The organism is Chryseobacterium sp. G0162, assembly GCF_003815715.1.
In the GTDB taxonomy this organism is placed as follows: domain Bacteria; phylum Bacteroidota; class Bacteroidia; order Flavobacteriales; family Weeksellaceae; genus Chryseobacterium.
The window spans coordinates 3,911,021-3,936,687 of the sequence record NZ_CP033922.1 but is presented as its reverse complement, the minus strand read 5'-3'; the positions used below and the strand labels follow the sequence as shown (position 1 = coordinate 3,936,687).

Here is a 25,667-nt window from a genome sequence, read left to right as displayed (position 1 = left end):
CAGTAAGGGTTCTATAATTGTTCAAACTATACATTATTTGTAGATTCCATTGATCTTTAACCAGTTTAAAAACAAATTTGTCCATTCACCCGTATTGGTATCTTTTTTACCCAATCCCCAGCCATGCCCTCCGGATTGAAACAAGTGTAATTCCGCAGAAACTTTATGGTCCTTCAAGGCCTGATACATAAGGATACTGTTTTCGACTGATGAAATAGGATCATCTTCAGACTGTGCCAGAAAGGTGATTGGAGTTTGTACTGTTACCTGCTTCTCAACAGAATATTTTATCTGATCTTTTGTCTCTGATGATTTCCCCAATAATGATTTAAAAGAATGGGTCTTGTTATTAGGCGGAAGCATAGATACAACAGGATAAATCATTGCTGTAAAGTCTGGTCTGGCTGAAACTTGATCGATGGCATCCTGTAATGGATAGTATATTTTGTCAAAAGTAGAAGAAATATAACCCGCGAGGTGACCCCCTGCAGAAAAGCCCAAAACACCTATCTTATCAGGATCAATTTTATATTTCTCTGCATTACTTCTGATGATTCGTAAGGCACGTTGAGCATCCTGAAAAGGGACTGATTCAGTTTCCCAACCTTCACCAGGCAGTCTGTATATCAATTCAAAAGCTGTAATCCCCTGTGATTTCAGCCACTCTCCTGTAGGATTGCCTTCGGAACCGGATTCAATATGGGCATATCCACCTCCACTTATTACCAAAACTGCAATTCCATTAGGGTCAGCAGGCTGATGAATAATCAATTTAGAGGTACTAATATTGGTCAAAGAACCTTTTGATGAAATAATTTCTCCTCCTTTTGGGCCGGGTCCATCCGGTATTTTTGTCCAAAGAGTAATGGTCGGCAAAACACCTGAAACTTCAGCGTTGTTCTGTGCGAAAGATAAATTTGAAAAAAGAAAGATAATCCAAAATGTATTTTTCATTTCTTTGAGCTTTACTTAACAATACTATAAGATGGATAGAATTCATGTCATCCTACCACCAAATTGTAACATTAAAAATAACACATATTGAGAAAAAAATCAAGAGATAAACAGAAGATTATTACCAATTTACAAAAAATATAGGATTCAGATTCCAACCTAAAAAATGAAAAAACACAGAAAGATCGATTTTCATATTCTTTGCATTTTTCTTATATTGTATACTCAACCTATACAACATGCTAAAAAACACATTTTTCATCCTTCTTGCTGCTTCTTTTATGCTGGTAAGCTGTGATTACAAGGAAAAAGAGAAGAACCTGACGGACAGGGAAAAACAATTATTGGAAAAAGAAAAAACGTTCGCCAAAAAAGAGTCTGAATACCAGTCGCTTTTAAAAATGAGAGATAGTATTTTTGCTAAAAAAGATTCTGTGGTCATTGCCACATGGCCTGCAGAAATCTCCGGCCCATGGAACGGAAAAGTAATCTGTACAGAATCCAATTGCAGTGATTATGCTGTAGGAGACCAGCGTACAGATCTTTGGGAGTTCGATAATGATTCTACCCAACCTGTTACCAAAATCATCAATAATAATAATCTGGTAAGACTTTATTCCGGTAAATTCGAGAATAATGAGATCAGGCTTTCTTTCAAAACAGATTCCACCGCTAAAAAGAATGTAGAAATGAGCGTTCTGCTTAATGATATTTCTGACAGCAAGATCAAGGGAACAAGAACCATTACTTCTGATGGCTGTACCGCTAAGTTCTCTGTTGAATTAGTACGTTCCACCAAATAAACACCTATGACTTTACTGAGTATACACAATCTGAGCCTTCCCATAGAGGATCCGGTACTGAAGTTCCTATTAGTACTGATTATCATCCTTGCGGCTCCCTTATTACTGAATAAAATTAAGGTTCCCCACCTTCTGGGCCTTATCATCGCCGGAGCTATTATTGGTCCTAATGGATTTAATGTATTATCCAGAGACAGCAGTATTGTAGTGACCGGAACTACCGGACTTCTTTATATTATGTTTTTAGCAGGATTGGAAATCGATATGGGAGATTTCAAAAAAAACAAATGGAAAAGTCTGGGGTATGGAGGATATGCATTTATCTTTCCATTTATCTTAGGATATCTGGGCGCTTATTATCTGCTGGATTTTTCAATGTTAACCTCCGTTTTGTTTGCCAGCCTGTTTTCTTCGCAGACTCTTATTACTTATCCTCTTATCAGTAAACTGGGAATTGCAAAAAACCAGGCGGTTAATATTACTGTGGGAGGAACGATGATTACAGACATTGCTACATTATTGGTATTGGCTGTAGTAGTTGGAATGGTTCAGGGAGATGTCGGCACCTCATTTTGGGTTAAATTATCTGTTTCTTTCATTCTTTTTGCCTTGATTGTCTTGATTCTATTTCCCATTATAGGACGTTGGTTTTTCAAAAAGGTAGAGGATAAAATTTCACAATATATTTTTGTATTGGTGATGATCTATCTGGCAGCTATGCTTGCTGAACTTGCCGGTGTAGAAGCTATTATCGGGGCTTTCTTTGCCGGATTGGCATTAAACAGGTTAATTCCTCACACTTCTTCTTTGATGAACAGGGTAGAATTTGTGGGAAATGCTATATTCATTCCTTTCTTTTTGATCAGCGTCGGAATGCTGATTGATTTTACCGTATTTTTCAAAAGTTTTGAAACCTTAAAAGTAGCTGCCATTATGTTGGTTGCATCCATCGGTGGTAAATATATCTCTGCAGTAATCACTCAAAAAACGTTTAAATTCACGAAGGAAGAGGGAAGACTTATTTTCGGGTTAAGTTCTGCTTCTGCCGCTGCAACGCTAGCCACAGTGATGGTAGGTTATAATATTATTCTTTCCGAAACTGAAACTGGAGAACCCATAAGATTATTGAATGAACATGTATTGAACGGAAGTATCTTATTGATTCTGATTTCGTGTACGATTTCATCATTTATTTCCATGTCCAGTGCTCAAAAAATTGCTGAAACAGATAATGAAGATACTGTTTCCGGAGACAGTCATGAGGAAGAAAATATCCTGTTGGCTATTAACCATGAAGAAACTGTGGAGAGAATGGTGAACCTGGGAATCCTGATTAAGGCACATTCCAATACAGAAGATCTTTTTGCTTTAAATGTCATCAATGAAGATAAAAATGAATCATCTGTAAAAAATGCTGAAAAACTCCTTCATAAAGCCACCGATACAGCCGCTGCTGCAGACGTTAAATTACAGGCTCTTAAAAGATATGACAATGATGTTATCAATGGGGTAAACAACGTTATTAAGGAACAGAAAATTACTGATTTGATTATCGGATTAGAGGATGAGAAAGGATTCTCTCCTTCCTTTGTCTACAATCTTTATAACGGTTACCTTCAGAATGATGATGTAAACGTCTTGGTGTACCATGCTGCCCAGCCACTTTCTACGATTAAGAAATATGCTGTAATGATACCTGAGAATGCCCATAAAGAGGCAGGATTCTTCCATGCACTTTTAAGGGTTTGGAACATCGCCAGAAATTCCGGAGCTTCCGTTGTCTTTTATGCCCCTGAAAACATTCTGGATATCCTTCAAAAGATCATTAAAAAGGCTAATATAGAAGCTGAATTTATCATTATGAATACCTGGCAGGATGGTGAAAAAACAGCAGCTCAGCTGAAAGCTGATGAAGCCCTGATCATTCTGATGGCCAAACGCGGAATGCAATCTTATATTCCACGTATGAGGCTTATTCCAGAATTATTGAACAAATACTTGAATGATAATAATTATCTCTTGATTTTCCCATTCTCAGAATATGATAAAAACAATCTTGAAATACGTTCTGTAGGTAATCATGGAGATTTTGTGGAAATCGGAAATGTAATACAGAAAATATTTAAGTAAGAAAATTTTGAAGCTGCGGGCTGGAAGTTATTGAGTATTATAAACGATTAAGAGCTAATGCATTAATTATCTTAAGGATGTTAAGAAGCAATTACTCATCTGTCAGTAACTTCCAACTCCCAAGCTTTTTACCTATTTTTGTTCAAAATTAAAATTCATTGAAAACAAAGAAGATATTCCTTTTAACAGCCGCTTTAAGTGTACAATTATCATTTGCCCAGTTTGCAAAGGTTGTAGATAAAGAAGGCTATGTTAATGTAAGGGAAAATGCAGATGCAAAAAGTAATATCGTAGGAAAGGTGAATTCGGATGAGATCGTCTATATATTTGAGTCTGACCCGACGAATAAGAATTGGGCTAATGTAAGTAATGGTTACATCCATAGTTCAAGACTGAAATATATACAAACTTATCAGGCTGTTCCCCCCACTCTACGTGATGGAAATAAAGCAATTTTTGAATCAGGAAATATTAAAGTAAATATTGTTTCCGGAAAATTTAATTTTAAGGAAAATGAAAAAGACTTCACCTCAACATTATATGGTGATTTCTATAAAGAACAGCAAGTTTGGGGGCTGGACGGAATAACTCCTAAGACTCATTATCTTTCCATTACTGCGCAGGTTGGAGACAAGACCGTTCAAATTCCTGCCAAGGATATCGAAAACCTTTTCCAAGTCAATAATAAATCTACAAAATGTTATTATGATCGTGAAAATGATACTTTATATATTTCAATGCTCAATTCTGATGGTGCCGGTACTTATGTTGCCCTTTTTACCATAGAAAAAGGGGAATATAAAGGAAGAACATTGGAAATTCCTTTTTAAAGTTATCTCTCGCTGATCCGTAGATTATTATGGAAAATCTGCGTGTAAAATATATAAAAATAAAAAGCAACTGTTTCAATACACAGTTGCTTTTTTATATTTTTAGAACGTGATTATTCTGAAATCACTCTCACCATTCCCTTCACCATCACAAGCTTTTCCATAAGTTCTTCTCTGGAGTCTGCCAACACATTAATGTGTCCCATTTTTCTTCCTGGTTTGGTTTCTGTTTTTCCGTATAAATGAATGTAAGTTTCTGGTAATTTAAGAACCTCTTCCATTCCTTCATAGACCACCTTTCCAGCGTAGCCTTCTGCTCCTACCAGATTCAGCATTCCACTGTAGGTAATGGCATCCGTATCTGCCAAAGGAAGATTCTTCACTACACGGTACATCTGTTCAAACTGTGAATTCGTATTACCTTCCTGGCTTTGATGTCCTGAATTGTGCAGTCTTGGAGCTGTTTCATTAACCCATACTTTCCCTTCTTTATCAAGGAATAGCTCAATGGCAAAAAGTCCCGGAGAGTTTACTGCGTTCAAAAACTTCTCAGTAATCGTATCAATCTGCTGTTGAACATCTTCAGTCAGAAGAACCGGACATACGTTGAAGTCCAAAAGATTAAGCTTTGGATCAGCCACCATTTCCGTTACCGGGAAAATATTTGTATCTCCTTTTTCATTGATGGCAACGATTACAGAAAGTTCTTTATCAATATCTACCAGGCTTTCAATCACTGAAGCTTCTTTCCACAGATGCTGATAATCATCTTCTGTTTTAATAACCTGCACTCCTTTTCCATCATATCCGCCTGTATTCATTTTCTGAACAAAAGGTAATGGCATCATGATCTTTTCATCACTGTTCCACACTACCTGAAATTCCGGGCTTGGAATATCGTGAGTTTTATAAAATTCCTTTTGGAGGATCTTTTGCTGTATGGTTTTGATGATACTGGCATTAGGAACCACTCTGATTCCCTGCTTTTCAAGTTCAGCCAACGCATCAGCATTTACGTGTTCTATTTCAATAGTTACCACCTCCTTATCTTTTCCAAAGTTCAGAACAGTATCATAATCATTGAAATTTCCTTGCGTAAAATATGAGATATTGTGGCATGGTGCATCAGAAGCCGGATCCAGAGTATAAAACTCATCATCATACTTCAAGGCACTTTGTATCAACATTCTTCCCAGTTGTCCGCCTCCCAGAATTCCTATTTTCATTTTTTATTTTTATTAGATTTACGCTTATTGAATTTTATCAATTTTTAAATATCCCAGTCCCATAGAGTTCTCCTGATTTTCAGCATCCGATTTTGTAAGAACAATAGAATATTTTTCTTTCATAGCTTCCGGAAGAATATCACTCACATTAAAAATATCATCAATATCTACCCCATGCTTATCATCAATATGGCTTACTGCTCCTTCAAATCCCATAGTCTTATAGAATTCCGTTGCTTTTGCTCTTTTCACGATCTCTCCCATCGATTGTCCTACCATCAGGTGTTGTTCATGAAATTCTTCAAAAAAACCGGGCTTATATCCTCCCAAATTAAGAAAGAACAGTTGGTCTTCTGATGAAGATTCTCCTTTTTCAACGATCTTCACTTCATAACCATCAGCAAATCTTACTTCCTGATAACAGTCAAGGTGAATCTTTCCTTCTGCCTCCTTCCAAAAGGCTTTCATATCTGGAATCAAGTCCTTCAGACTTTCAGCAATTCCAAAAAACACGTCATGCTGCTCTATGTTTCTTCCTTTGGGAGTTGCCCCAAGGATCACATAAAATAATTTCATTTCATTTTTCATGCATACAAAAATACGTTAAATTTATCTTTTTCAAATGTTTGGCAGACTACTACAATAATTTTATATTTGTAACATTAATTGTAGTATGTCAGAAATCATCATACTCTTCTTTGGCGCCATTTCTGCGGGCCTATTAGGCTCACTTACAGGGCTTGGAGGAGGGGTTATCATTATTCCTTTATTAACGCTGGGATTCGGTGTTCCAATGCATTATGCTATCGGTGCATCACTCATTTCTGTGATCGGAACTTCTTCCGGTGCAGCAGTTGCTTTTGTAAAAGAAGGCTTTACGAATATGAGAATCGGTATGTTTCTCGAAATTGCCACTACGGCTGGAGCTATTGTAGGGGCTTTAGTTTCCGGGATGCTTAATCCGAATACCATTGGAATTATTTTCGCAAGTATTCTTCTTTTAACGGTTATTTTAAACCTTAAAGGAAAACCTGACCATCAGGAACCTTTGATCCATGGAAGTCTGGAAGAGAAACTAAAACTTTACGGAACTTTTCCGGATAAAGGGATATTAAAAAATTACTCTGCAAGAAATACAGTTCCTGGATTTCTAATGATGATGTTTGCCGGAGCAATGTCCGGGCTTTTAGGTATTGGGTCTGGTGCATTAAAGGTATTGGCTATGGACAATATGATGAAACTGCCATTCAAAGTTTCTACAACCACCAGTAATTTTATGATTGGGGTAACGGCTGTTGCCAGTGCACTGATTTATTTCCAGCGAGGTGAAATTATTCCTGTAATTGCAGCTCCTGTACTGATAGGAGTAGTGATTGGAAGTTTTATAGGATCTAAAACCTTGATGGTATCCAAAACTAAAAAACTAAAGGTATTCTTTGCCATTGTGATTACAATCCTTTCGGTCTATATGATGTATAACGGTATCAACAAAAGCTTCAGATAATGAAAAAGAATTTTACAGATGTCGATCTGAACCGCTCCGTAGGAAATCTCCTAAGACTGGGTGTCATTCTGTCTGTGGCTACCTCACTCATCGGTTTTATCAAACTTTTTACAGAAGGTTTTGAAATGCCTAAAAAATATACCAGCCTTGTAGTGGGAACTTCTTCTGAGAAGGTCTGGAGCCACTTTTGGGACTCTTTATGCAAAGGGGAAGGAATGGCTATTATTCAACTGGGAATTCTTTTATTGATCGTCACTCCGCTGATGAGAATTATCTTCGCTCTAATAGGCTATTTAAAGGAAAAAGATTACATATATGTATTCATTTCCTCCATTGTTTTAGCGATTATGGCGGTTAGTTTTTTTGCAGGTTACGCCCACTAATTACATTTCATAAAACTCCAACGGCAGCTGGTCCGGGTCCTGGGTAAAGAAAAATTCTTTTCCTGTGAACTCATCAATACGGATCTCCTCACAGTTGAGTCCTTTCTCTATCAATTCATTTCGTTTTTCCGTTACATTTTCTACAGAAAAAGCAAGATGTCTCAACCCACAGGCTTCAGGACGTGAAGGACGTGCAGGTGGATTCGGAAAAGAGAACAGCTCAATGACATAATGCTCTCCAATAGCCAAATCAAGTTTATAAGATTGTCTTTCTTCACGATAGACTTCACGGACAACCTGTAATCCTAAAACCTCCGTATAAAATTGCTTTGATGTTTCGTAGTCTGAGCCAATAATGGCAATATGATGGATTTTCATTTTTTTTCCTGAATAATTAAAATTCTATTATTTTATTTCTTTACACTGATCCTTTCTTCTGGTATCAATAACATATTGAATTTTCCATTCACCATTTTGTTTCACCAATTGAAAACTATTGGCTCCACAATGGGATAATTTCCCTTTCAGATAAAAGCTATAAGGCGTAAATACACTTGCCAGATGCCCATCTGTATGCACAGCTTCTATCGTAATTCTTTCATCCAGATCATCCTGTGTAAACTTAGAAACACTTGCTATGAAGTCCTGTAGACTATCACTTTTCACCATACCCTCTTTTGTAATGGTCTGCATCATGGCATTGTCAGCAAAGGCTGTTTTTACAAGCTCAGAATCAGCATTTTTCATGCCAAGAAACAGACTGCGGATAGGTTTCTCAATTTCCTGATACTGTTGTCCGAAACAGAAGCTGCTGAATACGAAAAGAATTGCTGCTATTTTATTCATAAGAAACAGGTTTAGGTAACTAAAATAGGTAAAATAAAATTTAGTGGCTCTATACAATTTTACATCACTGTCATTGACTACATCGAATCTTTGATTTCTGACGAAGGAAGAATCTCATAATATCGCTTAGATTCTTCATTTCACTTCTGAACTACGTTCGCAGATCTTCAATCTGTATTCAGAATGATAGAGTTATAGTAATAAGATAACCGCATTAGTGTAAAATTGTATATAATTACCTAAAATTTAAATTGGTTATGAGATTTTAAAATTCATTTTTCTTAAATTGTAACAAAATTATTTCAGCCAAAGAATTTTTATATGTGGATTATTTATATGATTCTGACCATACTTTTATTGGTCTTCACTATACTACCAAAAATTCAGCATTCTCACTGGATATTCCGGGTTCCCGAATTTGCTAAAATACAGGTCACTTATCTTATATTTTTTACTTTTCTATTAGGGTTTATAATTGATTCTACAGAATATTTATGGTATTATCAGGGGTTTCTGTTTGTTTTATTTGTTTATCACAGTCAAACCCTCATTAAATATACTCGGTTCTATCCTGTAAAAAAACATAGACACCGTTACAAATCCTCGGAAAAACTCCATTTTGTTTCAGCCAATGTGTATCAGTTCAATAATGAATATGAAAGGTTTTCTAAACTTATTGAAAAATATGAGCCTGATTTTTTCATGACCATGGAAAGCAATAGCGATTGGGAAAAAGCAATGAGGAATCTGGAAAAGAAATATCCCTACCAGCACAAAGTAACTCTTGAAAACACTTATGGAATGCACTTCTATTCAAGAATTGAAATCAAGGAAGCCAGAACTCATTATTTTGTAGCAGATGATATTCCGAGCATCGAGGTACACATGGAAACAAATGATGGTTTTTCTTTTGTTTTCTTTGGAGTTCATCCACCACCACCAAGCCCTACAGAGGAGGAAACTTCCAAGGAAAGAGACGGCGATCTTCTAAGCACTGCCAAAAGGGTAAAAGATATCAAAAAACCGGTTATTGTTGTGGGAGATTTCAATAATGTTGCTTGGTCAAGGTCATCCGTGCTTTTCAGAAAAATAAGCCATCTGATTGATCCGAGAATCGGACATTCTTTCGTTTCTACGTTTCATGCCCGATACCGCCTTTTAAGATTTCCTATTGACCTCATGTTTCACAGTGAAGATATTTTCATCAAACAGTTGAAAACATTGGAAAATTTTGGATCAGATCACTTGCCGGTATACTGTGAGTTTTTCATAGACCATCACAATGATGAACAAGAGGAACTGGTAGAAACAGCCAACTCTGAAGAAAAAGCTGAAGCCGAAAAAATGATAAAGGAAGGAAAGCAGGAAGACGGCGAACGCGATGCTGTAGTCACTGAAGATTAACAAAATAGGTGAGCAAAAGCCCACCTATTGAATATTATGTCTGTTTTTAAAACTTCATTACATCCTTCACTACCCCATTCTTTTGAGTGTGTTGTAGTAATTCAGTTTCTATAAATGCTTTGATCAGCTCTTCCGAATCATCCCCCGGGAATAAAAGGTGTACGTTCGCACCTGCGTCCAAGGTAAAGAATAATGGTAAACCAGTATCTCTTCTAAAATCCCATATTTTATTGATGACCTCCAATGTTCCTGTTTTCATCAATATAAAAGCAGGATCGCTCATCATCATCATGGCATGAAGAGTAAGTGCTTCATGTTCTACCAATTTGATAAAACGTTCCATATCTCCGCTTTTCAGAATTTCCTTCATCGGAACAAAGTTTTCCCTTGCCTCCTGGAATCTTCTTTCTGCATACGGATTGGTCTTCATCAAACCATGCCCTACTGTTGAAGAAACGCTTTTCTGCCCTTCATGGATCAATAACACCCAATCATTGAAATTTTTGAATACCTCATGAATTTCAGTCTCAGGATATTCTACAGCAAATAAATCAGAGCTTCCCTGAACCTCTTCTGTTTCTCCCCAGACGATCAATCCGTTGTATAAACTTCTGCATGCACTTCCGCTTCCTAATCTGGCTAAAAATGAAGCTTTTCTCAGAGATTCTTCTTCAGAAGCTTTTCCAGTAAATGTTTCATCTAATGCCATCAGACATTTAGCTATAGCTCCGAATCCCGAAGCAGAACTTGCAATCCCGGAACTGTGTGGGAATGTATTCTCTGTTCTGATGATGTATTTTCCTTTTAAAATCCATGGAAGATACTGCTCAATATTTTTGAAGTATTTTTCAATCTTTTCAGCAAATTTCACCTCTTCATTTCCTGATAAAAAGGTTTGTACAGAAAAAGGCTCATTAGCCGAAAATTCCATCGTAGTATTGGTTTTACAATGATTTAAAGTATAACTGATACTAGGATTGGCTGGAATCTGATTGTCATATTTCCCCCAATATTTAATCAAAGCAATATTAGAAGGGCAGCTCTCTGAAACCGTTTGTGTATGAATGGTGAAATTTTCTTTTCCTATAAATGATGTTGTCATAGTTTAATTTAAGTGATACAACTTAAGTATTTAAAGCTTGCTTTCGCATTTTTTGTAGTTGACAAGTCTATCAATACATCTTCTCTATAATATCTGCATATTTTTTAAGAACTACATTTCTTTTCACTTTCAATGTGGGTGTGATTTCTCCAGTATTAATGTCAAATTCTGCCGGCATCAGGGTGAATTTTTTCACTTTCTCATAATCGGCAAGCTGATGTTGCAGCTCCTTAATTTTTTCTTTATAAAGACTGATTATTTTTTCATTTTTTACCGCATCTCCCCAATTTGTAAAAGGAATATTATTCTTTTTAATATAATCCTGTAAGAATTCAAAATTCGGAACGATTAAGGCAGAAACAAACTGTCTTCCTTCTGCAACCAGCATGATCTGCTGAATGAAATTATTATTGGTCAGAAGGTTTTCAATCTGTTGTGGAGCAATATATTTTCCGTTAGAAGTCTTCATCAGATCCTTAAGTCGGTCTGTAATAATCAGGTTACCTTTATCATCAATTTTACCTGCATCACCGGTTTTAAACCAGCCGTCTTCCGTAAATACTTTTTGAGTTTCTTCAGATCTGTTATAATACCCTTTCATAATTCCATTTCCTCTGGCCTGGATCTCATCACTTTCTCCGATACGGATTTCTACCCCCGGTAATGGTTTTCCGCTCGTAGCATGTTCAAAATGCGTTAAAGGGAAAAGAGTCAAAGTAGCTGTAGTTTCTGTTAATCCATATCCAACAGTAACGTGAATTCCCACCGACTCAAAGAACCGGGTTACTTCAGGTGATAACGAAGCCCCTCCACAAGGCAAAAACCATAGTCTTCCCCCCATTTTATTCTTGATCTTACTGAAGACCAGCATATCGGCAATGGATTCTTTTATTTTTAATCCAAAAGGAATCGGTTTCTCATTTCTTCTTAATTCTGCAGTTTCCCACCCTGTTTTCAAAGCCCAGTCAAAAATCTTTTTCTTGAAAGATGATCCTTCTTCTGCCTTTTCTAACACTCCGGCATATACTTTCTGGAAGAACCTCGGTACTGCGCACATCGCAGTTGGCTTTACTTCTTCCAAAGCTTTGGCTACATTTTTCGGATCTTCAAGGAAGTACACTCTTGCTCCTCCGTAAAGACATAATAGACTCCAGCTTCTTTCAAAAACGTGACTTAAAGGCAGAAACGCCAATGAAAGTTCTTCTTCAAAGTTTTTAAACTTAAAAAATTCAAAGTGAGAATCAAATGCTTTGATGAAATTACCATGGGTAAGCATAACACCTTTGGGTGTTCCCGTAGTTCCGGAAGTATAGATAAGTGTTGCTGTATCTTCATCTTCTTTCTTACAGATCTCCAGTTCTGAAGAAGATTTTGCGATAAAGTCTTCAAGATAAAAACTATTGAATTCTTTCTTGATCCATACTGCTTTTTTAGCAATAATAATGGTTTCAAGATGGTTATCCTCTTTGTGTAAAAGTTCCAGACAGGCATCATACTGCATTTGATTTCCTACCAAAACTACCTTAGCTCCGGAATCTTTTATGATATATTCTGCCTGCTCAGCATTATTCGTAGAATAAATAGGAACGGTAATCGCTCCTATAGCCATTGCAGCCAGATCCATAATCATCCATTCAGATGAATTGTCTGAATAAATAGCAACTTTATCGTCTTCCTGAACTCCTGCTTCCTTTAAGGCATTGGCTGTTTTAAAAATAATCTCACTGAATTTCTTCCAGCTCAGCTCTTTCCAGGCTTCTTCTTTCTTTTTAAAACCGATTGCCCCTTTTATAGGATGTTTTTCTACATTTTTAAGGATTATTGCCTCTGCAAGATTCATTTCTTCAGCTTTTTGTCGTTAATATAATTGTTCAGGTGAAAGTCGATGCTCTCTTGTATTGGGATAAACTTGTAATTCAGTTTCTCCCTTACTTTGTGATTGGAAATGGTGTTGAATGAAGATATGGCTTCAATATTTGATTCTGTAGCCATTCTCAATTTGGGAATCAGCCATCCGAAGAGGGTATTGGCTAATTTGCCTATATTTAATTGAGATCTTGTAAGAATTCTTGCCTCTTTAAGACCTAATCGGGTTCTGATCTGTTTTGCCAAATCGGCATATCTGTTGTTTTCGGAAACGATGATAAAACGTTCTCCAAAAATATTGTTTTCCATGAGTTCAACGGCTGTTTTAGCAACATCTCTCACATCTACATAAGCAGATCCTCCTGCAAAAGTAAAGCTATTGTCTTCAAAGGTTGAAAACAGTTCACCGCTGCTTTGGGTCCAGTTTCCGCTTCCTACGATCATTCCCGGATTGATGATGACTACATTTAAACCTTCAGCAGACGCTCTCCAGGCTTCCATTTCGGATAAATGCTTGGAAATAGCATAAGCAGAGTGCTCCAGTTTCGGATTAAAATCAGATTCTTCGTCCAACTCTCCTTTTTCATTATAGTTATCTAAAACAGCTACAGAGCTTACATGCAGAAATTTTTTAACATCAGATCCTTCGCAGGCATACAATAAGTTTTCGGTACCTTTAATATTGGTATGATACATTTCTTTTTCATCTTTGGGATGAAAGCTTACTTTTGCGGCACAGTGATAGACCTCATCTACCCCTTTCAAGGCATCTTTTAAGGAATCAATATCATCAAAATCCACATTGATCCATTCGATTTTATTAAAAAAATCATCAGGATTTTCCGTATAAAAGCTGTATGAATGCCTTACTTCGTTTAAATTGCTGCCCGATCTTTTGGAAGCCCGTACGTTTTTACCTCTCTTAAGAAGTTCAAGCACTATTATTCTTCCTAGAATTCCGGTTGCACCCGTTACAAAAACCATTAATTATGTTACTTGATTGCTGACTAAAATATGACAATATTTTCTATCCTACAATTCTTCAGGTTCCTGCAAAAGTTACCCAAAAAACTGCTTTTGCAAATTTGCGATTTTTAAAGCAAAATTCAACTTTATTTAACCAATATTATCATTCTGAAAATCACAAAATTTGAAACTAAAAAAGAGAACTTATTATTTTAACCACAAAATACACATTTTTTTTGAACACTTAAAAAATGTAAGTTATCAACTTTGTGCATAAGCAGTACCCTTAAGCTTTGTGAAAATTTCCGATCTTCACGAATATTTCTGTTGAAGACGTGAAATATTCCTTTCCTATGGAGAGGTCACAAAAAGTCAAAGAATTTTGATGGGGTGAGACCTACACACCATTAAATAAAAAGCCCTGAAAGCATTCAAAAACTTCCAGGACTACTATATAAAAAGTTAATCATTTATACCATTACCACATTATCTCTTCTTGGAGCTTTGTCACAAAGAACATCTGCAATACTTTTAGAGATAAGATTTGCTTCGGTAAGATTATCCAGCCAGAAAAATTCTCCCGCAGCATTGATTTCGATGAAATAATATTCATCTTCAGGAGAAACGATAATATCTATTGCTCCATAGTCTACATTGTAAATATCAAGAAGATCCAGAAGCTTTTCTTTAACATCAGTGGGAAGTTCCGTCTGTGTCCATTTATCCAGCAGATTAACTCCATCTTTTCTCCAGTCCACTTTAGCATCTTCAAACTGCTGAGAATCCACTTCAAAAGCATACACATCTCTTCCTACAATGGTAACCCGAAGTTCTTTTTTCTTCTGGATCATTTTCTGGAACTGCATTGGACAGTATAGCAGTGAATCCAGTTCTTCAAGTTTATCTTCACTCACAATATTAGTGAAGACCACATTTTCCACTCCGTTTTCATAGATGGCAAAGCCTGTTTGCATTTTGGCTACTACATTCTGATGCTTCAGAATAAACTGTTTGGCTTCTTCAGGATTATTCGTCAGACAGGTTTCCGGAATGGTAAGTCCGATTTTCTGAGCGATTTTCAATTGTTCTTCCTTACTGTCCAACCTTCTATAAACACTTGGTTTTCCTAATGCATACACATCAATAGATTCAAAGAATCCGAATAATGTATTGCGGATCTCTCCCATTGCTGCACTATAAAACTTAGGATCCATTTCCTCCTTTAGTCCTTTTCCTATATTGTAAGCCCGGCGGTACCAGACTGCTGAAATATCATTCAAACGGTATTTTTTTTCAGAGGTTTCAAGAAATGTCACCCATGCTCCGTCCTGAAAAACAGTGGACAGTTTATTATGTAAAGGATATAGGTCAACATCAAAGCGAATAACCTCGCAATCGTTTTCTTTGATATATTCCGTTACTTTTTCAATGGAAAAATTATCTGCAGTATGTGTTATAATTAAGATTTTATTCATGGATATTAATTCTTTTAATAAGATTATCAGCAATTCTTTCTGCTATGGGAAACCTTAGTTCTTTTTCAAGCATTCCCCACTCTCCCTGTGGATTAACTTCGAGGAAATAATATTTTCCATCTTTTCCCCGGATCATGTCAATAGCGCCTGTATACAATCCCATTTCCTTCATCATCGAAATCAGATTTGTTTTGATCTCATCAGGCAATTCATATACGGTCCAAAAATAGCCTTCGTGACTTACTCTCCAATCTGCATTTTCACTGTTATTGATCTTTCCTGTAAAAAACGCTCCATCTACATACATAATCCTCAATTCATATTCTTTATCAATATAGGGCTGGAAAATCATAGGACAATAGATAATATCTGAAAGGTTCTCCAATGTATCCCGTTCAATCACCATTGTGGAGACCAAATTTTCACCACTCATTGTTTTGCGGGTTACACCATGAAGTTTAGCAATTGCTTTTCCTGAACAATGCTGGTCAAAAAAAGCTTTTACTTTTTCTTCATCATTAGAAAAAAGGGTTGGTGGAGTGGTTAAGTTATTTCGCTGAGCTATTTTTAGCTGAAGCATTTTATTCCCGTCTATTTTCTTTTCATTCTCGTAAGGATTGATCCATGGAAGATGCTCCAGTTGGGTAAACAGATTGTAACGGAGACTTGCATATTCATTTCGAAAGATTTTTTCATATTCCTGATCCAGTTCTTCCGGAACGCTGATCTGCCATGCTTTTCTATGCCATACTCCTGTAATATCATCAGAATGAATAGAGTTCCCATCCTCATCCGCTATCTCAAATGAATTCTCATTGATGCTGATCTTCTGAAAATGGTTCAATTGGTCAGAATTCAGCCTGAAATATGGAATATTTTTAGATGAAAGGTGTTGAAAGAAACGATCAATAGTATAGAAATCCTGTGAGTGGGTAATACAGAGAATCATTTGCCGTTGTTATTAAAAAGGGAAACTTAACCTGTTAAGTTTCCCCCTTTGTTACAATTTTGTTAATATGTTACTGTAAAATAATCATTTTATAGCTGAGCGGCATCATCATCACCATCAGAAGGATATTTCATAGTATGCTCCATATCGTTTAACTTAGAAGTTACATCATCGATAATCGGCTTCGTAATAACATCCCTTTCTGGAATTGTGATATTCGTTCCTCCTTTTACTGTTTCCGGATCTTTAAGTTGTTTTTCAAGAAATGACGCGAAAAACGGTTTCTTTTTTGAGTTTTTGTTTTCCATAAGTTAATATGTTTGTTTATTTGATAATCGAATGTACAAAAATTTCAACTCATGGAGAAATAAATAAACACTTTAAGATAATTTTAACATATTATCAAAGCATAAAGTATATTTTTAATTCAAACCAAGAAATTGCTTAACAACTATAGCAAAATCAACAGGGTTTTCAGCCTGAACCCAATGCCCTGCATTCTTAATGGTTATAATCTTCGCTTTTGGAAATTGCTGTTTGATTCCATATTCATCCTGTGGAAGAATATAGTTAGACTTCTCTCCTGCTATAAATAAAGCTTCTCCTTCAAAAACACCGAATTTAACAGCATTGGATACGAATTCATTATACTTTTCAGACAGGGTTTTAAGATTGAATCTCCAGTTCAGCTTTTTATTATCATCCCAGTATAGATTCTTTGTTAAAAACTGTATTGTTGATTTTTCAGGAATATACTGATTCAACACAGCCTCTACATCATTTCTTGAACCTACCGTATTAAAGTCTACCGTTTCCAGAGCTTTGATGATTCCCTGATGATGGGGTGGATAAGCTTTTGGTGAAATATCTACAACGATCAGCTTCTCTACTTTTCCGGGATACTTTATAGCAAACTGCATCACTGCTTTCCCGCCTAAAGAATGGCCTAAAACATGAGCCTTCTGAATGCCATAATGTTCCATATAACGAACTATGTCATCCGCCAAATCATCATGGGACATATCATCGGAATGAAAACTTCTTCCGTGGTTTCTGAGATCAATAAGATGTACGGGAAGATATTCTCCAAGGTCTTTCCCGAAACTTCCCCAGTTATCAAGCATTCCAAATAGCCCGTGGAATACTAAAAGCGGCGTAGCGCTAGAACCTTCGCCAAATATTTTTGAGTTTAAGATTTCCATATTTTCTTTAAATAATAGATTTCAGATACAGATTCCAGATAATTCCAGTTGCATCACATACTACTAAGGTCTGCCTTCCGATGTCTGGTATCTTGTATTCATTATTACCATGTTGCCAATCTCTTCAAATAAGACTGAACTGTATTTTCCAAGCCCATATATAATGCTTCAGAAACCAAAGCATGTCCGATGGATACTTCTAATAAGTTAGGAATAGTATCTGCAAAATATTTCAGATTCTCTAAGCTTAGATCGTGACCGGCATTGATCCCCAAACCGAATTCATTGGCTACAACGGCAGTATCATAATAAGGTTTGATCGCCTGTTCTTTATTAGACAGATAGTTTTTTGCATAGGCTTCTGTATAGAGTTCGATTCTGTCTGCTCCAGTCTTTGCAGCATACTCTACCAGCTCAGGTAAAGGATCAAGAAAGATAGAGGTACGGATGCCTGCATTCTTAAATTCTGCAATAATCTCAGTAAGATAATCAAGGTGTCTTTTAGTATCCCAACCTGCATTGGAAGTAATGGCATCATCGGCATCCGGAACCAGAGTTACTTGTTCAGGCTTCACATCCAATACCATATCAATAAAAGACTGATGTGGATTTCCTTCGATATTAAACTCAGTCGTCACCAATGGTTTCAAATCATAGACATCTTTTCTTGTAATGTGCCTTTCATCCGGTCTTGGGTGAATCGTAATTCCCTGACCTCCGAATTCCTGAATTTTTATAGCAGCCTCTGTCACACTTGGTGTTTCACCTCCTCTTGCATTTCTTAATGTCGCAATCTTATTGATGTTTACGCTTAGTTTTGTCATTTTTATATTTAGATGTTAGATAGCAGAAGTTAGAAAGAGGAAGATGGAAGCCTGGAGGTTACCCAGACCTATTACTTCTTCTTGGCGTTCTAATTTCTTTATCATTTAAAATTGTTTTTTTTGAGAACAGTTAAATTTCCTGTTTTTATACTTTAATACTTACCTGCATTACCTGAAGTTCAAACTCTTTGGAGGCCACGAGTAAATGATCGAAAATATCAGCCTGGATCTGCTCGAAATGTTCCCATTTGGAATCATTCGCAAAACAATACACTTCAAGCGGAAGACCTTGCGGAGTAATTTCCAGCTGACGAACCATTCTTGTTGCATTTTTTTCTATATCTGGATCATTTTCTATATATCTCTGTGCATAATATCTGAAAACTCCAATATTGGTAAGCTGCCTTCCGTTAATAGTCTTGTCATTATTGCTCAGGCTCTCCTTTTCTCTCCTGATTTCCACTCTTTTTTGTTCAAGATAATCTGCAATAAGATTAATTTCTTTTAACCGCTCAATATCCTCATCCGTAAGAAACTTAAAGGAATTGATATTAAAATAAATAGATTTCTTAATTCTCCTGTTATTGGATTCGGACATGATCTGCATGTTTTTGATCTCCGTAGTCAGGAAATCATAAGTAGGAATGGTAGAAACCGTTTTGTCAAAATTGGTAATTTTTGTAGTCAGAAGGCTGATCTCTGTAATATTGCCTTCTATACTGTATTTGGGAATGCTGATCCAGTCTCCCACTTTCATATTCTTGGAAGTCGCTACGTGAATCCCCGTTACAAACCCTAAGATCGTATCCCTGAAAACGAGTACCAAAACAGCTGTAATAGCTCCCAAACTTCCTACAATGGTTGTTCCTTTGATCCCGAAGACCACACAAATACCTACAACCGTAAACACAAAGAGTCCAAGGATTTTTACGGTTTCTGAAATGGCATTTAATGCCATAATTTTATAGAAATCCTGCTTGATAGAAAAGTAATTTCTCAATGCTGTTAATGACCTGTACAGCATGCCTGCAAGAATCATTACTAATCCCAGATTAACACATCGTATGATGAAAATTGTTGTTTTGGGCAATGCTCCTTCTGGGAAAATAGAACCTTGGATTCCACCAACAATAGTCAGCGCGGCAAAATGAGCGACCGAATTGGTAATTTTGGATTGATAGATGGATTTAAGGACCGGAAATTTTTCTTCGTTGTGAAAAAGGCGGAAAATAAAATTGATAACAAATTTAAAAACAAAGTCTACAATTAAGAATACCGCACAAAGCAGCGCCAGCTTTACAATGATATGAATAATCCAATCTAACCCGGAGGGTGAGATCTGGGTGATATAAATGTATAACTGTTCGCTTATTTCCTGCAAATAGTTCTTGGTATCCTGTAGGTCATCTTTCATTACAGCAAATTTATAAAATTAAGGATGATGATGTTACTATTCACAATCAATTTTCATCCCAAATTTCAAAACGGTAGTAAAATTTCTTTATACCACTCAGGAAACTCCTGTATTTTCATAATCAGGCCTATTTGTTGAATCACTCAGGTTTCATATCTTCGTTTATATTTTAAAGAATGGATACAACTGTCATTAATATTCTCTGTCTTGTTTTATTGTTTGTCGGAATATTGGGAACATTTCTCCCTGTTTTACCAGGACTTTTATTAAGTATTTGCGGTTTACTGATCTACAAATTCGGGACAGATGCTGATCTTCCCATGCTCTATGTTTGGGCTTTCGGAATCCTCACAGCTGCCTCTGTGGTTTTAAGCTATGTGATTCCCGCAAGAACCAACAGAAAATATGGCGGGACACGTTGGGGAAGCATTGGTTCTGTAATAGGAACTATTGTGGGAATATTCATTCCGATTCCGTTAGGCTTTCTGGTTGGAATGTTTGCAGGCGTATTTATTGGTGAAATGCTTCATGACAGCAAGGATATGAACAAAGCTTTACAATCTACTAAAGGGGCTTTAATCGGTTTTATCTACGGCACCGGCTTTAGTTTCGTAGTAGGTGTGGCAATGTTTTTGGTAGTACTTCTTAATATGTTTGATATTATTTAACTCAAAAAAAGAAAAAATCATGTTCCATAAAGCCCTCATACTTAGCCTGGGAATTTTCGCATTAACGGGATGCGATTCTCAAAAGAAAACAAAAGCAGATACAAAAGCCCCTGAAATGACAACCAATACAAAGTCTAATGATCAGAAGAATGATCTCATTTACCTGAATGAAGGAGAAAATAGATTCCTGAAAGAATATCAGATGAATATTACTTTCAAAGGGGTTTCTGAAGACAGCCGTTGCCCTGAAGGAGTAAATTGTATCTGGGCCGGAGTGGCTCTTGCACAAGTAGAAGTCATGGGAACCTCTACCCGACCTGTACTTTTGAACCTTGCAAGCATGGACTTTCCCAATCGAAACTATCGCCAATCGGCAGATTTCAACGGCTACACTATTACTTTACAAGAGGTAACTCCATATCCTAAATCAGAAGGAGCTACAGCATTAAATGGAAAATATAAAATAGGAGTCAGTATTAAAAAAGCCGGGGCTTCATCTGACGCTACCACGAAATAGGTTTTTTCCCTTTGGAAACAAGATATTCATTAATTTTTGAGAAAGGCTTGCTTCCGAAGAATCCTCTATAAACAGAAAACGGTGACGGATGTGCCGATTTCAATATAAAATGCTTAGCCGGATCAATGAGTTCGGCTTTTTTCTGTGCAAAAGCACCCCATAATACGAAGACTACATTTTCTTTTTTATCTGAAATTTCCTTGATGATAAAGTTGGTAAATTGTTCCCAACCAAGATCTTTATGAGAATTTGGGGTATGTGCCCGTACCGTTAATGTTGCATTTAGCAAAAGAACCCCCTGTTTCCCCCAGTCATCTAATTCTTTGGAAGTCCTTATCACTCCAAGATCATCTTTTAGTTCGATAAAAATATTTTTAAGGGATGGCGGCGCTGTAACCTGCTCAGAAACAGAAAAACACAACCCATTAGCCTGATAATCGTTATGATAAGGATCCTGACCAATAATCACTACCTCAACATCCTCAAACGGGGTCAGTTCCAACGCTCTGAAAATTTGATTTTTAGGAGGAAAAACTTTGGTGGTTGCATATTCGTTCTTTACTTTTCCCCAAAGGGTTGTAAAGTATTCAGTGCTTTTTATCGGGGCTAAAATTTCTGTCCAGGTCATATTGCAAAAGTAATTAATATTAAAATAAAAGCATAATTCAGACTTTAAATATCTTCACTTTTCTTTCAATTAAAATATAAGAAAAATAAGATAAAACAATAGATAAACCTATCAATAGAAAGCTATTCAGAAGCTCAGAGGAAAGAAATACCAATCTCTCTCTCAGGACGATATAATGAATAATATACAGTGAATAAGAAATATTCCCCAGAAAATATACCACCCCACTTCCTAAAAACCTTTTGATCATATTATCTTCACCATCATATAACTGTTTAATCATAATTGCTGATAATAATGGGATAAAGAAGAGTCCTTTTTCTGTGTATAGTAATAACAGAGAAAGAATTAATACAATATAAATAACTATTTTTTTTCGCAATCCGGTACCTGCTAAAAAAGCAGCCCCTATTCCCAACAGGTAAGATGATACTGTTCGTACCAAAGAATTTAAACCATAAGTAATATCAAGATAGTCTGAAGATTTAATCATCTGCATCCGCATGTCTGAGCCTAAATATAGTTGATCAGGAAGATATGGGAGAATCACTCTTAAAACCAAGCCTGAAATAATCAATATTTCACTGCGTATTTTATACCGAACGATGAAGAAAAGCAGAAAAGGAAATATCAGATAACAAATCCATTCTGTGCTTAATGACCAATAGACCGTACCTAATGAATAATTGGGATTAAAAAAACACTGTAATAAAGCGGCATTAACTAAAAATTTGGTTTTTGAAGTTTCAATCAGAAATAGAGCAATAAAAATAACAGATACAATATAGACCGGATAAATCCTGTTTACTCTTTTCTTATAAAACTTCTGTACCGCGCTAAAATTTAAGGTTTTAAATTTATCAGCATAAGAAATTGCCAGTAAAAATGCGCTTAAGACAAAAAAGATATCTACCGCAACATAGCCTTTCTTAACAACAGTCTGAATAAGATCCGTCTTAAAATGACTAAAATGAAAAAAAGTGACCCATAATGCTACAATTCCCCTTAACCCGGTTAAGGACTTTATTTCATTTTTCATATATTGTGTATACTCTCAATCTGTTTGAGGCTAAAGATAGAAAAAAAACTGATGGATTGAATGTTTAGTCTCTTTTTAAGCTAAAAATAATATTGTCGGGATTATCTTTGTCTTTTTGATCTTCTTCAAGGGTAAAATGATATTTTAAAAGAAGCTGTTTAGAATTTTCATTGAATCTGCTTGTGATGGCTAAAACTTCCAGCAATTGTAATTCATTATATCCATAATTTAAAACAGCATTTAGAGCTTCGGACATAAGTCCTTTTCGATGATATTCTGGTAATAGTTCATAACCAACCTCAGCTGTTTTTCTGTCCTCCGAAAATTTCCATAAACAAATAGTTCCGATGAGATTGGGAGTGTCTTTATATGAAATTCCCCAGAAAACAATCTCTTTATTTTGAGTTTTCCTCTTAATATGGAGGATAAATTCCAAAGCATCATAGTTGGTTTTTGGAGAATTCCTTTTCACATATTGGTTGATAATCTCATTACTTCTGATTCGAAGAATATCCTCTATATGACCTTCATGGATCTCTTTTAAGACCAGTCTTTCTGTTTCCAGTTTCATATTTTCATTAAAAATTATCATTAAATCTTTGAAAAGAAATACAGAATAAGGAATAATTCTTCCATCAATCTATTTTGTAAATCACTCAAATATACGTAATAATCAAAATTCTCACTAAATTTGCACTGTGTATATAGATAAAGAAGATTTAGACGAATTAGAGTTTCCGCAATTGCTCGCGGAAATTTCCCCATTTGCGTATTCTCCGAAAACAAGAGAAAAAATTCTTCAACTTCGTCCGATGGAAATTGACGAGGCGGAACTTTCATTGAAAAAAACATCAGAATATCTGTCGAGTTTTGAAAGTTCAAATGCAATTCCGTTTGATGAGTATGAAGATATTGAAAGTGAGCTGAAACTGATGCTGATTGAGAACTACCGTCTGGAAAACAGTGCTTTCATTAAAATAAAAACCATCACGGAACAGATCGGAAGATTACAGAAGTTCTTCCCTACCATGCCGGAAACGTTTCCTACTTTATTGGAAGAGGTTTCTGTCCTGGAATTCAGAAAAGAGATCATTGACAAAGTAGATAAGGTATTCAACCGTTTTGGTGAGGTAAAAAGTGAGGCATCCCCAGCTTTAAAAGGGATTAGAACTGAGATCCAGCATGCTAAAAAAGCGATTCAGGAAAACTTTAACCGTGCTCTGACTACATATGGACAGAGTGATTTTTTGGATGATATAAGGGAAACAATTATTGACGACCAAAGGGTGTTGGCGGTAAAATCAGGATTTAAGAAAAGAGTTCCGGGCAGAACCCTGGGCATTTCAAAAACCGGTTCTATCACCTATATCCAGCCGGACAGTGTTGTAAAACATTATTTCAAACTTCGTGAAAATGAAGAGGAAGAGAAAAAAGAGATTGATAAAGTTTTAAGAACGCTTACTGCTGAACTGGCAGAATTCCAGCCTCAACTTTGGAGATATCAGGTGTATATTTTTGATCTTGACCTGATAATGGCTAAAGCTAAGTTTGCTGAGCTTATCAACGGTGTTCTTCCAAAGATCAACCGTCATAGAACATTGAGACTTAAGGATGCTTTCCATCCGTTATTGTGGTTGAGAAATAAGGTAGAGAACAAAACAATTCACCCACAAACCCTGGCTTTAACGGATCATAATAGAATTATATGTATTTCCGGACCTAATGCCGGTGGAAAATCAATTACATTAAAGACTGTAGGCTTGCTGCAATTGATGATTCAAAGTGGGATTCTGGTCCCTGTTCATCCAAAGTCCGAAATGTTTTTCTTTGAAAAGATCATGACTGATATAGGTGATAATCAATCTATTGAAAACCATCTATCCACTTATTCATCAAGATTAAAGAAAATGTCCGGAATCATCCGTGAGGCTGATGCGAATACACTTTTACTGATTGATGAGTTCGGAACGGGTTCTGATCCTGAATTGGGAGGTGCTTTGGCTGAAAGTTTTATGGAATTTTTCTACGATAAGAAGAGCTTTGCGATCATTACAACGCATTATACCAACATCAAATTGGTTATAGAGCAGCTTCCAAATGCTCAGAACGCGGCAATGCTTTTCAATGAAGAGACCCTGGAGCCCATGTACAAACTGGAGGTTGGCCAAGCAGGAAGTTCTTTTACTTTTGAAGTTGCTGAAAAGAATAAAATCCCAAGGTTCATCATTCATTCTGCTAAGAAAAAGGTAGAACATGACATTGTGAATCTTGATAAAACGATTGTAAAGCTTCAACAGGAGAAATTTGAGGTTGAAAAACTGAAATCGGATCTTGCGGAAAGAAAAGAATCTGTAGAAGACAAGCGTGATAATCTTCAGAAACTGAATGACCAACTTCAGCAGAAACTATTCAATTTCCAGAAACTTTACGAAGAGGAACACCGTAAACTCCAATTCGGGAATAAGATTGAAACGTTCATTGACAGCTATACAAAAGGAAAATCCAGAAAAGATGTGGTGAAGGACTTTGTGAAATTGCTCGAACAGGAAAAATTCAGAAAGATTGGTGCTGATAAGGATGAATCCAAACGTCTTCAGGTGGTTAAGAGAAAGATCACCCAACAGCTTAAAAAGGAAGAAGTGATTGAAAAAATTGCTGAAACCAACGAAAAACTGGAAGAAAAACGCAAGAGTGACCGCGAAATATGGATGAAAATAGGGCAGCGTGTTCGAATTACCGGAAGTACCAGCGTAGGAACGATTGAGAAAATCTCCAGAAATAAAGTGATTGTCAATTACGGAACTTTCAAAACGACGATTGATGCAGATGAACTAGAGAGAATTTAATCCATTTGAAAATGGATCAATTTGAGAGTTTGAAAATTAACTGAATACAATAATGGAAGAGAGTGTCTGAGGATGCTCTCTTTTCTTTTGT

The 25,667-nt window shown here is 36.2% G+C and carries 26 protein-coding genes; 9 read left to right on the top strand and 17 right to left on the bottom strand.

Features of this window, described 5'->3' with window-relative positions; genetic code table 11:
- Positions 1–33 precede the first annotated feature (33 nt).
- Entirely contained in the window at positions 34–954 is a 921-nt protein-coding gene (locus EG344_RS17760) for an alpha/beta hydrolase (RefSeq protein ID WP_123910706.1), read from the bottom strand.
- Between the two features lie 239 nt (positions 955–1,193).
- Here EG344_RS17760 and EG344_RS17755 point away from each other — a divergent pair, with 239 nt between their 5' ends.
- The 3 genes from EG344_RS17755 (at position 1,194) to EG344_RS17745 (ending at position 4,717) form a co-directional block, all read left to right on the top strand.
- Positions 1,194–1,757: a hypothetical protein gene (locus tag EG344_RS17755; protein WP_123910705.1), complete on the top strand. Its 564-nt coding sequence runs from the start codon at positions 1,194–1,196 to the stop codon at positions 1,755–1,757.
- 6 nt (positions 1,758–1,763) lie between these two features.
- Positions 1,764–3,887, top strand: a complete 2,124-nt coding sequence (locus EG344_RS17750; RefSeq protein WP_123910704.1) for a cation:proton antiporter — start codon at positions 1,764–1,766, stop codon at positions 3,885–3,887.
- A 158-nt stretch (positions 3,888–4,045) separates the two neighbouring features.
- On the top strand, positions 4,046–4,717 hold the full coding sequence (locus EG344_RS17745; protein WP_123910703.1) for an SH3 domain-containing protein: 672 nt from the start codon (positions 4,046–4,048) through the stop codon (positions 4,715–4,717).
- Between the two features lie 113 nt (positions 4,718–4,830).
- Here the strand turns inward: EG344_RS17745 and EG344_RS17740 are convergent, their stop codons facing one another.
- Entirely contained in the window at positions 4,831–5,943 is a 1,113-nt protein-coding gene (locus tag EG344_RS17740; RefSeq protein WP_123910702.1) for a 5-(carboxyamino)imidazole ribonucleotide synthase, read from the bottom strand.
- Positions 5,944–5,967: 24 nt separating this feature from the next.
- The gene (locus EG344_RS17735; protein WP_123910701.1) at positions 5,968–6,519 is read right to left on the bottom strand and encodes a DUF1543 domain-containing protein; all 552 of its coding nucleotides are present in this window, start codon (positions 6,517–6,519) and stop codon (positions 5,968–5,970) included.
- Between the two features lie 97 nt (positions 6,520–6,616).
- On the opposite strand from EG344_RS17735, the gene EG344_RS17730 reads away from it, so the two are divergent.
- A complete protein-coding gene (locus EG344_RS17730; protein WP_123318315.1) occupies positions 6,617–7,447 on the top strand; it encodes a sulfite exporter TauE/SafE family protein in 831 nt (276 codons plus the stop codon).
- Positions 7,447–7,830, top strand: coding sequence for a DUF1634 domain-containing protein (locus tag EG344_RS17725; RefSeq protein WP_123910700.1), 384 nt, complete (start codon positions 7,447–7,449; stop codon positions 7,828–7,830). The genes EG344_RS17730 and EG344_RS17725 overlap by 1 nt, the downstream gene beginning before the upstream one ends.
- On the opposite strand, the gene EG344_RS17720 is transcribed toward EG344_RS17725, so the two are convergent.
- Positions 7,831–8,208, bottom strand: coding sequence for a VOC family protein (locus tag EG344_RS17720; RefSeq protein WP_123910699.1), 378 nt, complete (start codon positions 8,206–8,208; stop codon positions 7,831–7,833).
- A 27-nt stretch (positions 8,209–8,235) separates the two neighbouring features.
- Positions 8,236–8,676, bottom strand: a complete 441-nt coding sequence (locus EG344_RS17715; RefSeq protein ID WP_123910698.1) for a nuclear transport factor 2 family protein — start codon at positions 8,674–8,676, stop codon at positions 8,236–8,238.
- 321 nt (positions 8,677–8,997) lie between these two features.
- On the opposite strand from EG344_RS17715, the gene EG344_RS17710 reads away from it, so the two are divergent.
- Entirely contained in the window at positions 8,998–10,080 is a 1,083-nt protein-coding gene (locus EG344_RS17710; RefSeq protein ID WP_123910697.1) for an endonuclease/exonuclease/phosphatase family protein, read from the top strand.
- A gap of 46 nt (positions 10,081–10,126) precedes the next feature.
- Here the strand turns inward: EG344_RS17710 and EG344_RS17705 are convergent, their stop codons facing one another.
- The 9 genes from EG344_RS17705 to EG344_RS17665 all read right to left on the bottom strand — a co-directional run bounded on the left by EG344_RS17705 (position 10,127) and on the right by EG344_RS17665 (position 19,878).
- On the bottom strand, positions 10,127–11,182 hold the full coding sequence (locus EG344_RS17705) for a diphosphomevalonate/mevalonate 3,5-bisphosphate decarboxylase family protein (RefSeq protein WP_123910696.1): 1,056 nt from the start codon (positions 11,180–11,182) through the stop codon (positions 10,127–10,129).
- A 70-nt stretch (positions 11,183–11,252) separates the two neighbouring features.
- On the bottom strand, positions 11,253–13,022 hold the full coding sequence (locus EG344_RS17700; protein WP_123910695.1) for an AMP-dependent synthetase/ligase: 1,770 nt from the start codon (positions 13,020–13,022) through the stop codon (positions 11,253–11,255).
- Positions 13,019–14,032 carry an NAD-dependent epimerase/dehydratase family protein gene (locus EG344_RS17695; RefSeq protein ID WP_123910694.1) on the bottom strand — a complete coding sequence of 338 codons (1,014 nt, stop codon included), beginning with the start codon at positions 14,030–14,032 and terminating at the stop codon, positions 13,019–13,021. Before EG344_RS17695 ends, EG344_RS17700 begins: the two co-directional genes overlap by 4 nt.
- Before the next feature lie 452 nt (positions 14,033–14,484).
- Positions 14,485–15,489 (bottom strand): MvdD family ATP-grasp ribosomal peptide maturase, encoded by a 1,005-nt coding sequence (locus EG344_RS17690; RefSeq protein WP_123910693.1) that lies wholly within the window; start codon positions 15,487–15,489, stop codon positions 14,485–14,487.
- Positions 15,482–16,438 carry an MvdC/MvdD family ATP grasp protein gene (locus tag EG344_RS17685; protein WP_123910692.1) on the bottom strand — a complete coding sequence of 319 codons (957 nt, stop codon included), beginning with the start codon at positions 16,436–16,438 and terminating at the stop codon, positions 15,482–15,484. The genes EG344_RS17690 and EG344_RS17685 overlap by 8 nt, the downstream gene beginning before the upstream one ends.
- An 89-nt stretch (positions 16,439–16,527) precedes the next feature.
- Entirely contained in the window at positions 16,528–16,746 is a 219-nt protein-coding gene (locus tag EG344_RS17680) for a microviridin/marinostatin family tricyclic proteinase inhibitor (RefSeq protein ID WP_123857120.1), read from the bottom strand.
- Between the two features lie 114 nt (positions 16,747–16,860).
- Positions 16,861–17,640, bottom strand: a complete 780-nt coding sequence (locus EG344_RS17675) for an alpha/beta fold hydrolase (protein WP_123910691.1) — start codon at positions 17,638–17,640, stop codon at positions 16,861–16,863.
- A gap of 104 nt (positions 17,641–17,744) precedes the next feature.
- The gene (locus EG344_RS17670) at positions 17,745–18,464 is read right to left on the bottom strand and encodes a pyridoxine 5'-phosphate synthase (RefSeq protein ID WP_123910690.1); all 720 of its coding nucleotides are present in this window, start codon (positions 18,462–18,464) and stop codon (positions 17,745–17,747) included.
- 145 nt (positions 18,465–18,609) lie between these two features.
- On the bottom strand, positions 18,610–19,878 hold the full coding sequence (locus tag EG344_RS17665) for a mechanosensitive ion channel family protein (RefSeq protein ID WP_123910689.1): 1,269 nt from the start codon (positions 19,876–19,878) through the stop codon (positions 18,610–18,612).
- A gap of 176 nt (positions 19,879–20,054) precedes the next feature.
- Between EG344_RS17665 and EG344_RS17660 the strand changes: the two genes are divergently transcribed.
- Together EG344_RS17660 and EG344_RS17655 are read left to right on the top strand one after the other, a co-directional pair.
- Positions 20,055–20,546, top strand: a complete 492-nt coding sequence (locus EG344_RS17660) for a DUF456 domain-containing protein (RefSeq protein ID WP_123910688.1) — start codon at positions 20,055–20,057, stop codon at positions 20,544–20,546.
- 19 nt (positions 20,547–20,565) lie between these two features.
- Complete coding sequence (locus tag EG344_RS17655; RefSeq protein WP_123910687.1) at positions 20,566–21,063, top strand: hypothetical protein; 498 nt, start codon at positions 20,566–20,568, stop codon at positions 21,061–21,063.
- Here the strand turns inward: EG344_RS17655 and EG344_RS17650 are convergent.
- The 3 genes from EG344_RS17650 to EG344_RS17640 form a co-directional block, all read right to left on the bottom strand.
- Entirely contained in the window at positions 21,050–21,691 is a 642-nt protein-coding gene (locus EG344_RS17650; RefSeq protein WP_123910686.1) for a uracil-DNA glycosylase, read from the bottom strand. The two genes, EG344_RS17655 and EG344_RS17650, sit on opposite strands and share 14 nt — an antisense overlap.
- A gap of 37 nt (positions 21,692–21,728) precedes the next feature.
- Positions 21,729–22,730, bottom strand: a complete 1,002-nt coding sequence (locus EG344_RS17645; protein WP_123910685.1) for an acyltransferase family protein — start codon at positions 22,728–22,730, stop codon at positions 21,729–21,731.
- Positions 22,731–22,794: 64 nt separating this feature from the next.
- Positions 22,795–23,301 (bottom strand): GNAT family N-acetyltransferase, encoded by a 507-nt coding sequence (locus EG344_RS17640; RefSeq protein WP_123910684.1) that lies wholly within the window; start codon positions 23,299–23,301, stop codon positions 22,795–22,797.
- A gap of 127 nt (positions 23,302–23,428) precedes the next feature.
- Here EG344_RS17640 and EG344_RS17635 point away from each other — a divergent pair, with 127 nt between their 5' ends.
- Entirely contained in the window at positions 23,429–25,576 is a 2,148-nt protein-coding gene (locus EG344_RS17635) for an endonuclease MutS2 (RefSeq protein WP_123910683.1), read from the top strand.
- Positions 25,577–25,667: the final 91 nt, after the last annotated feature.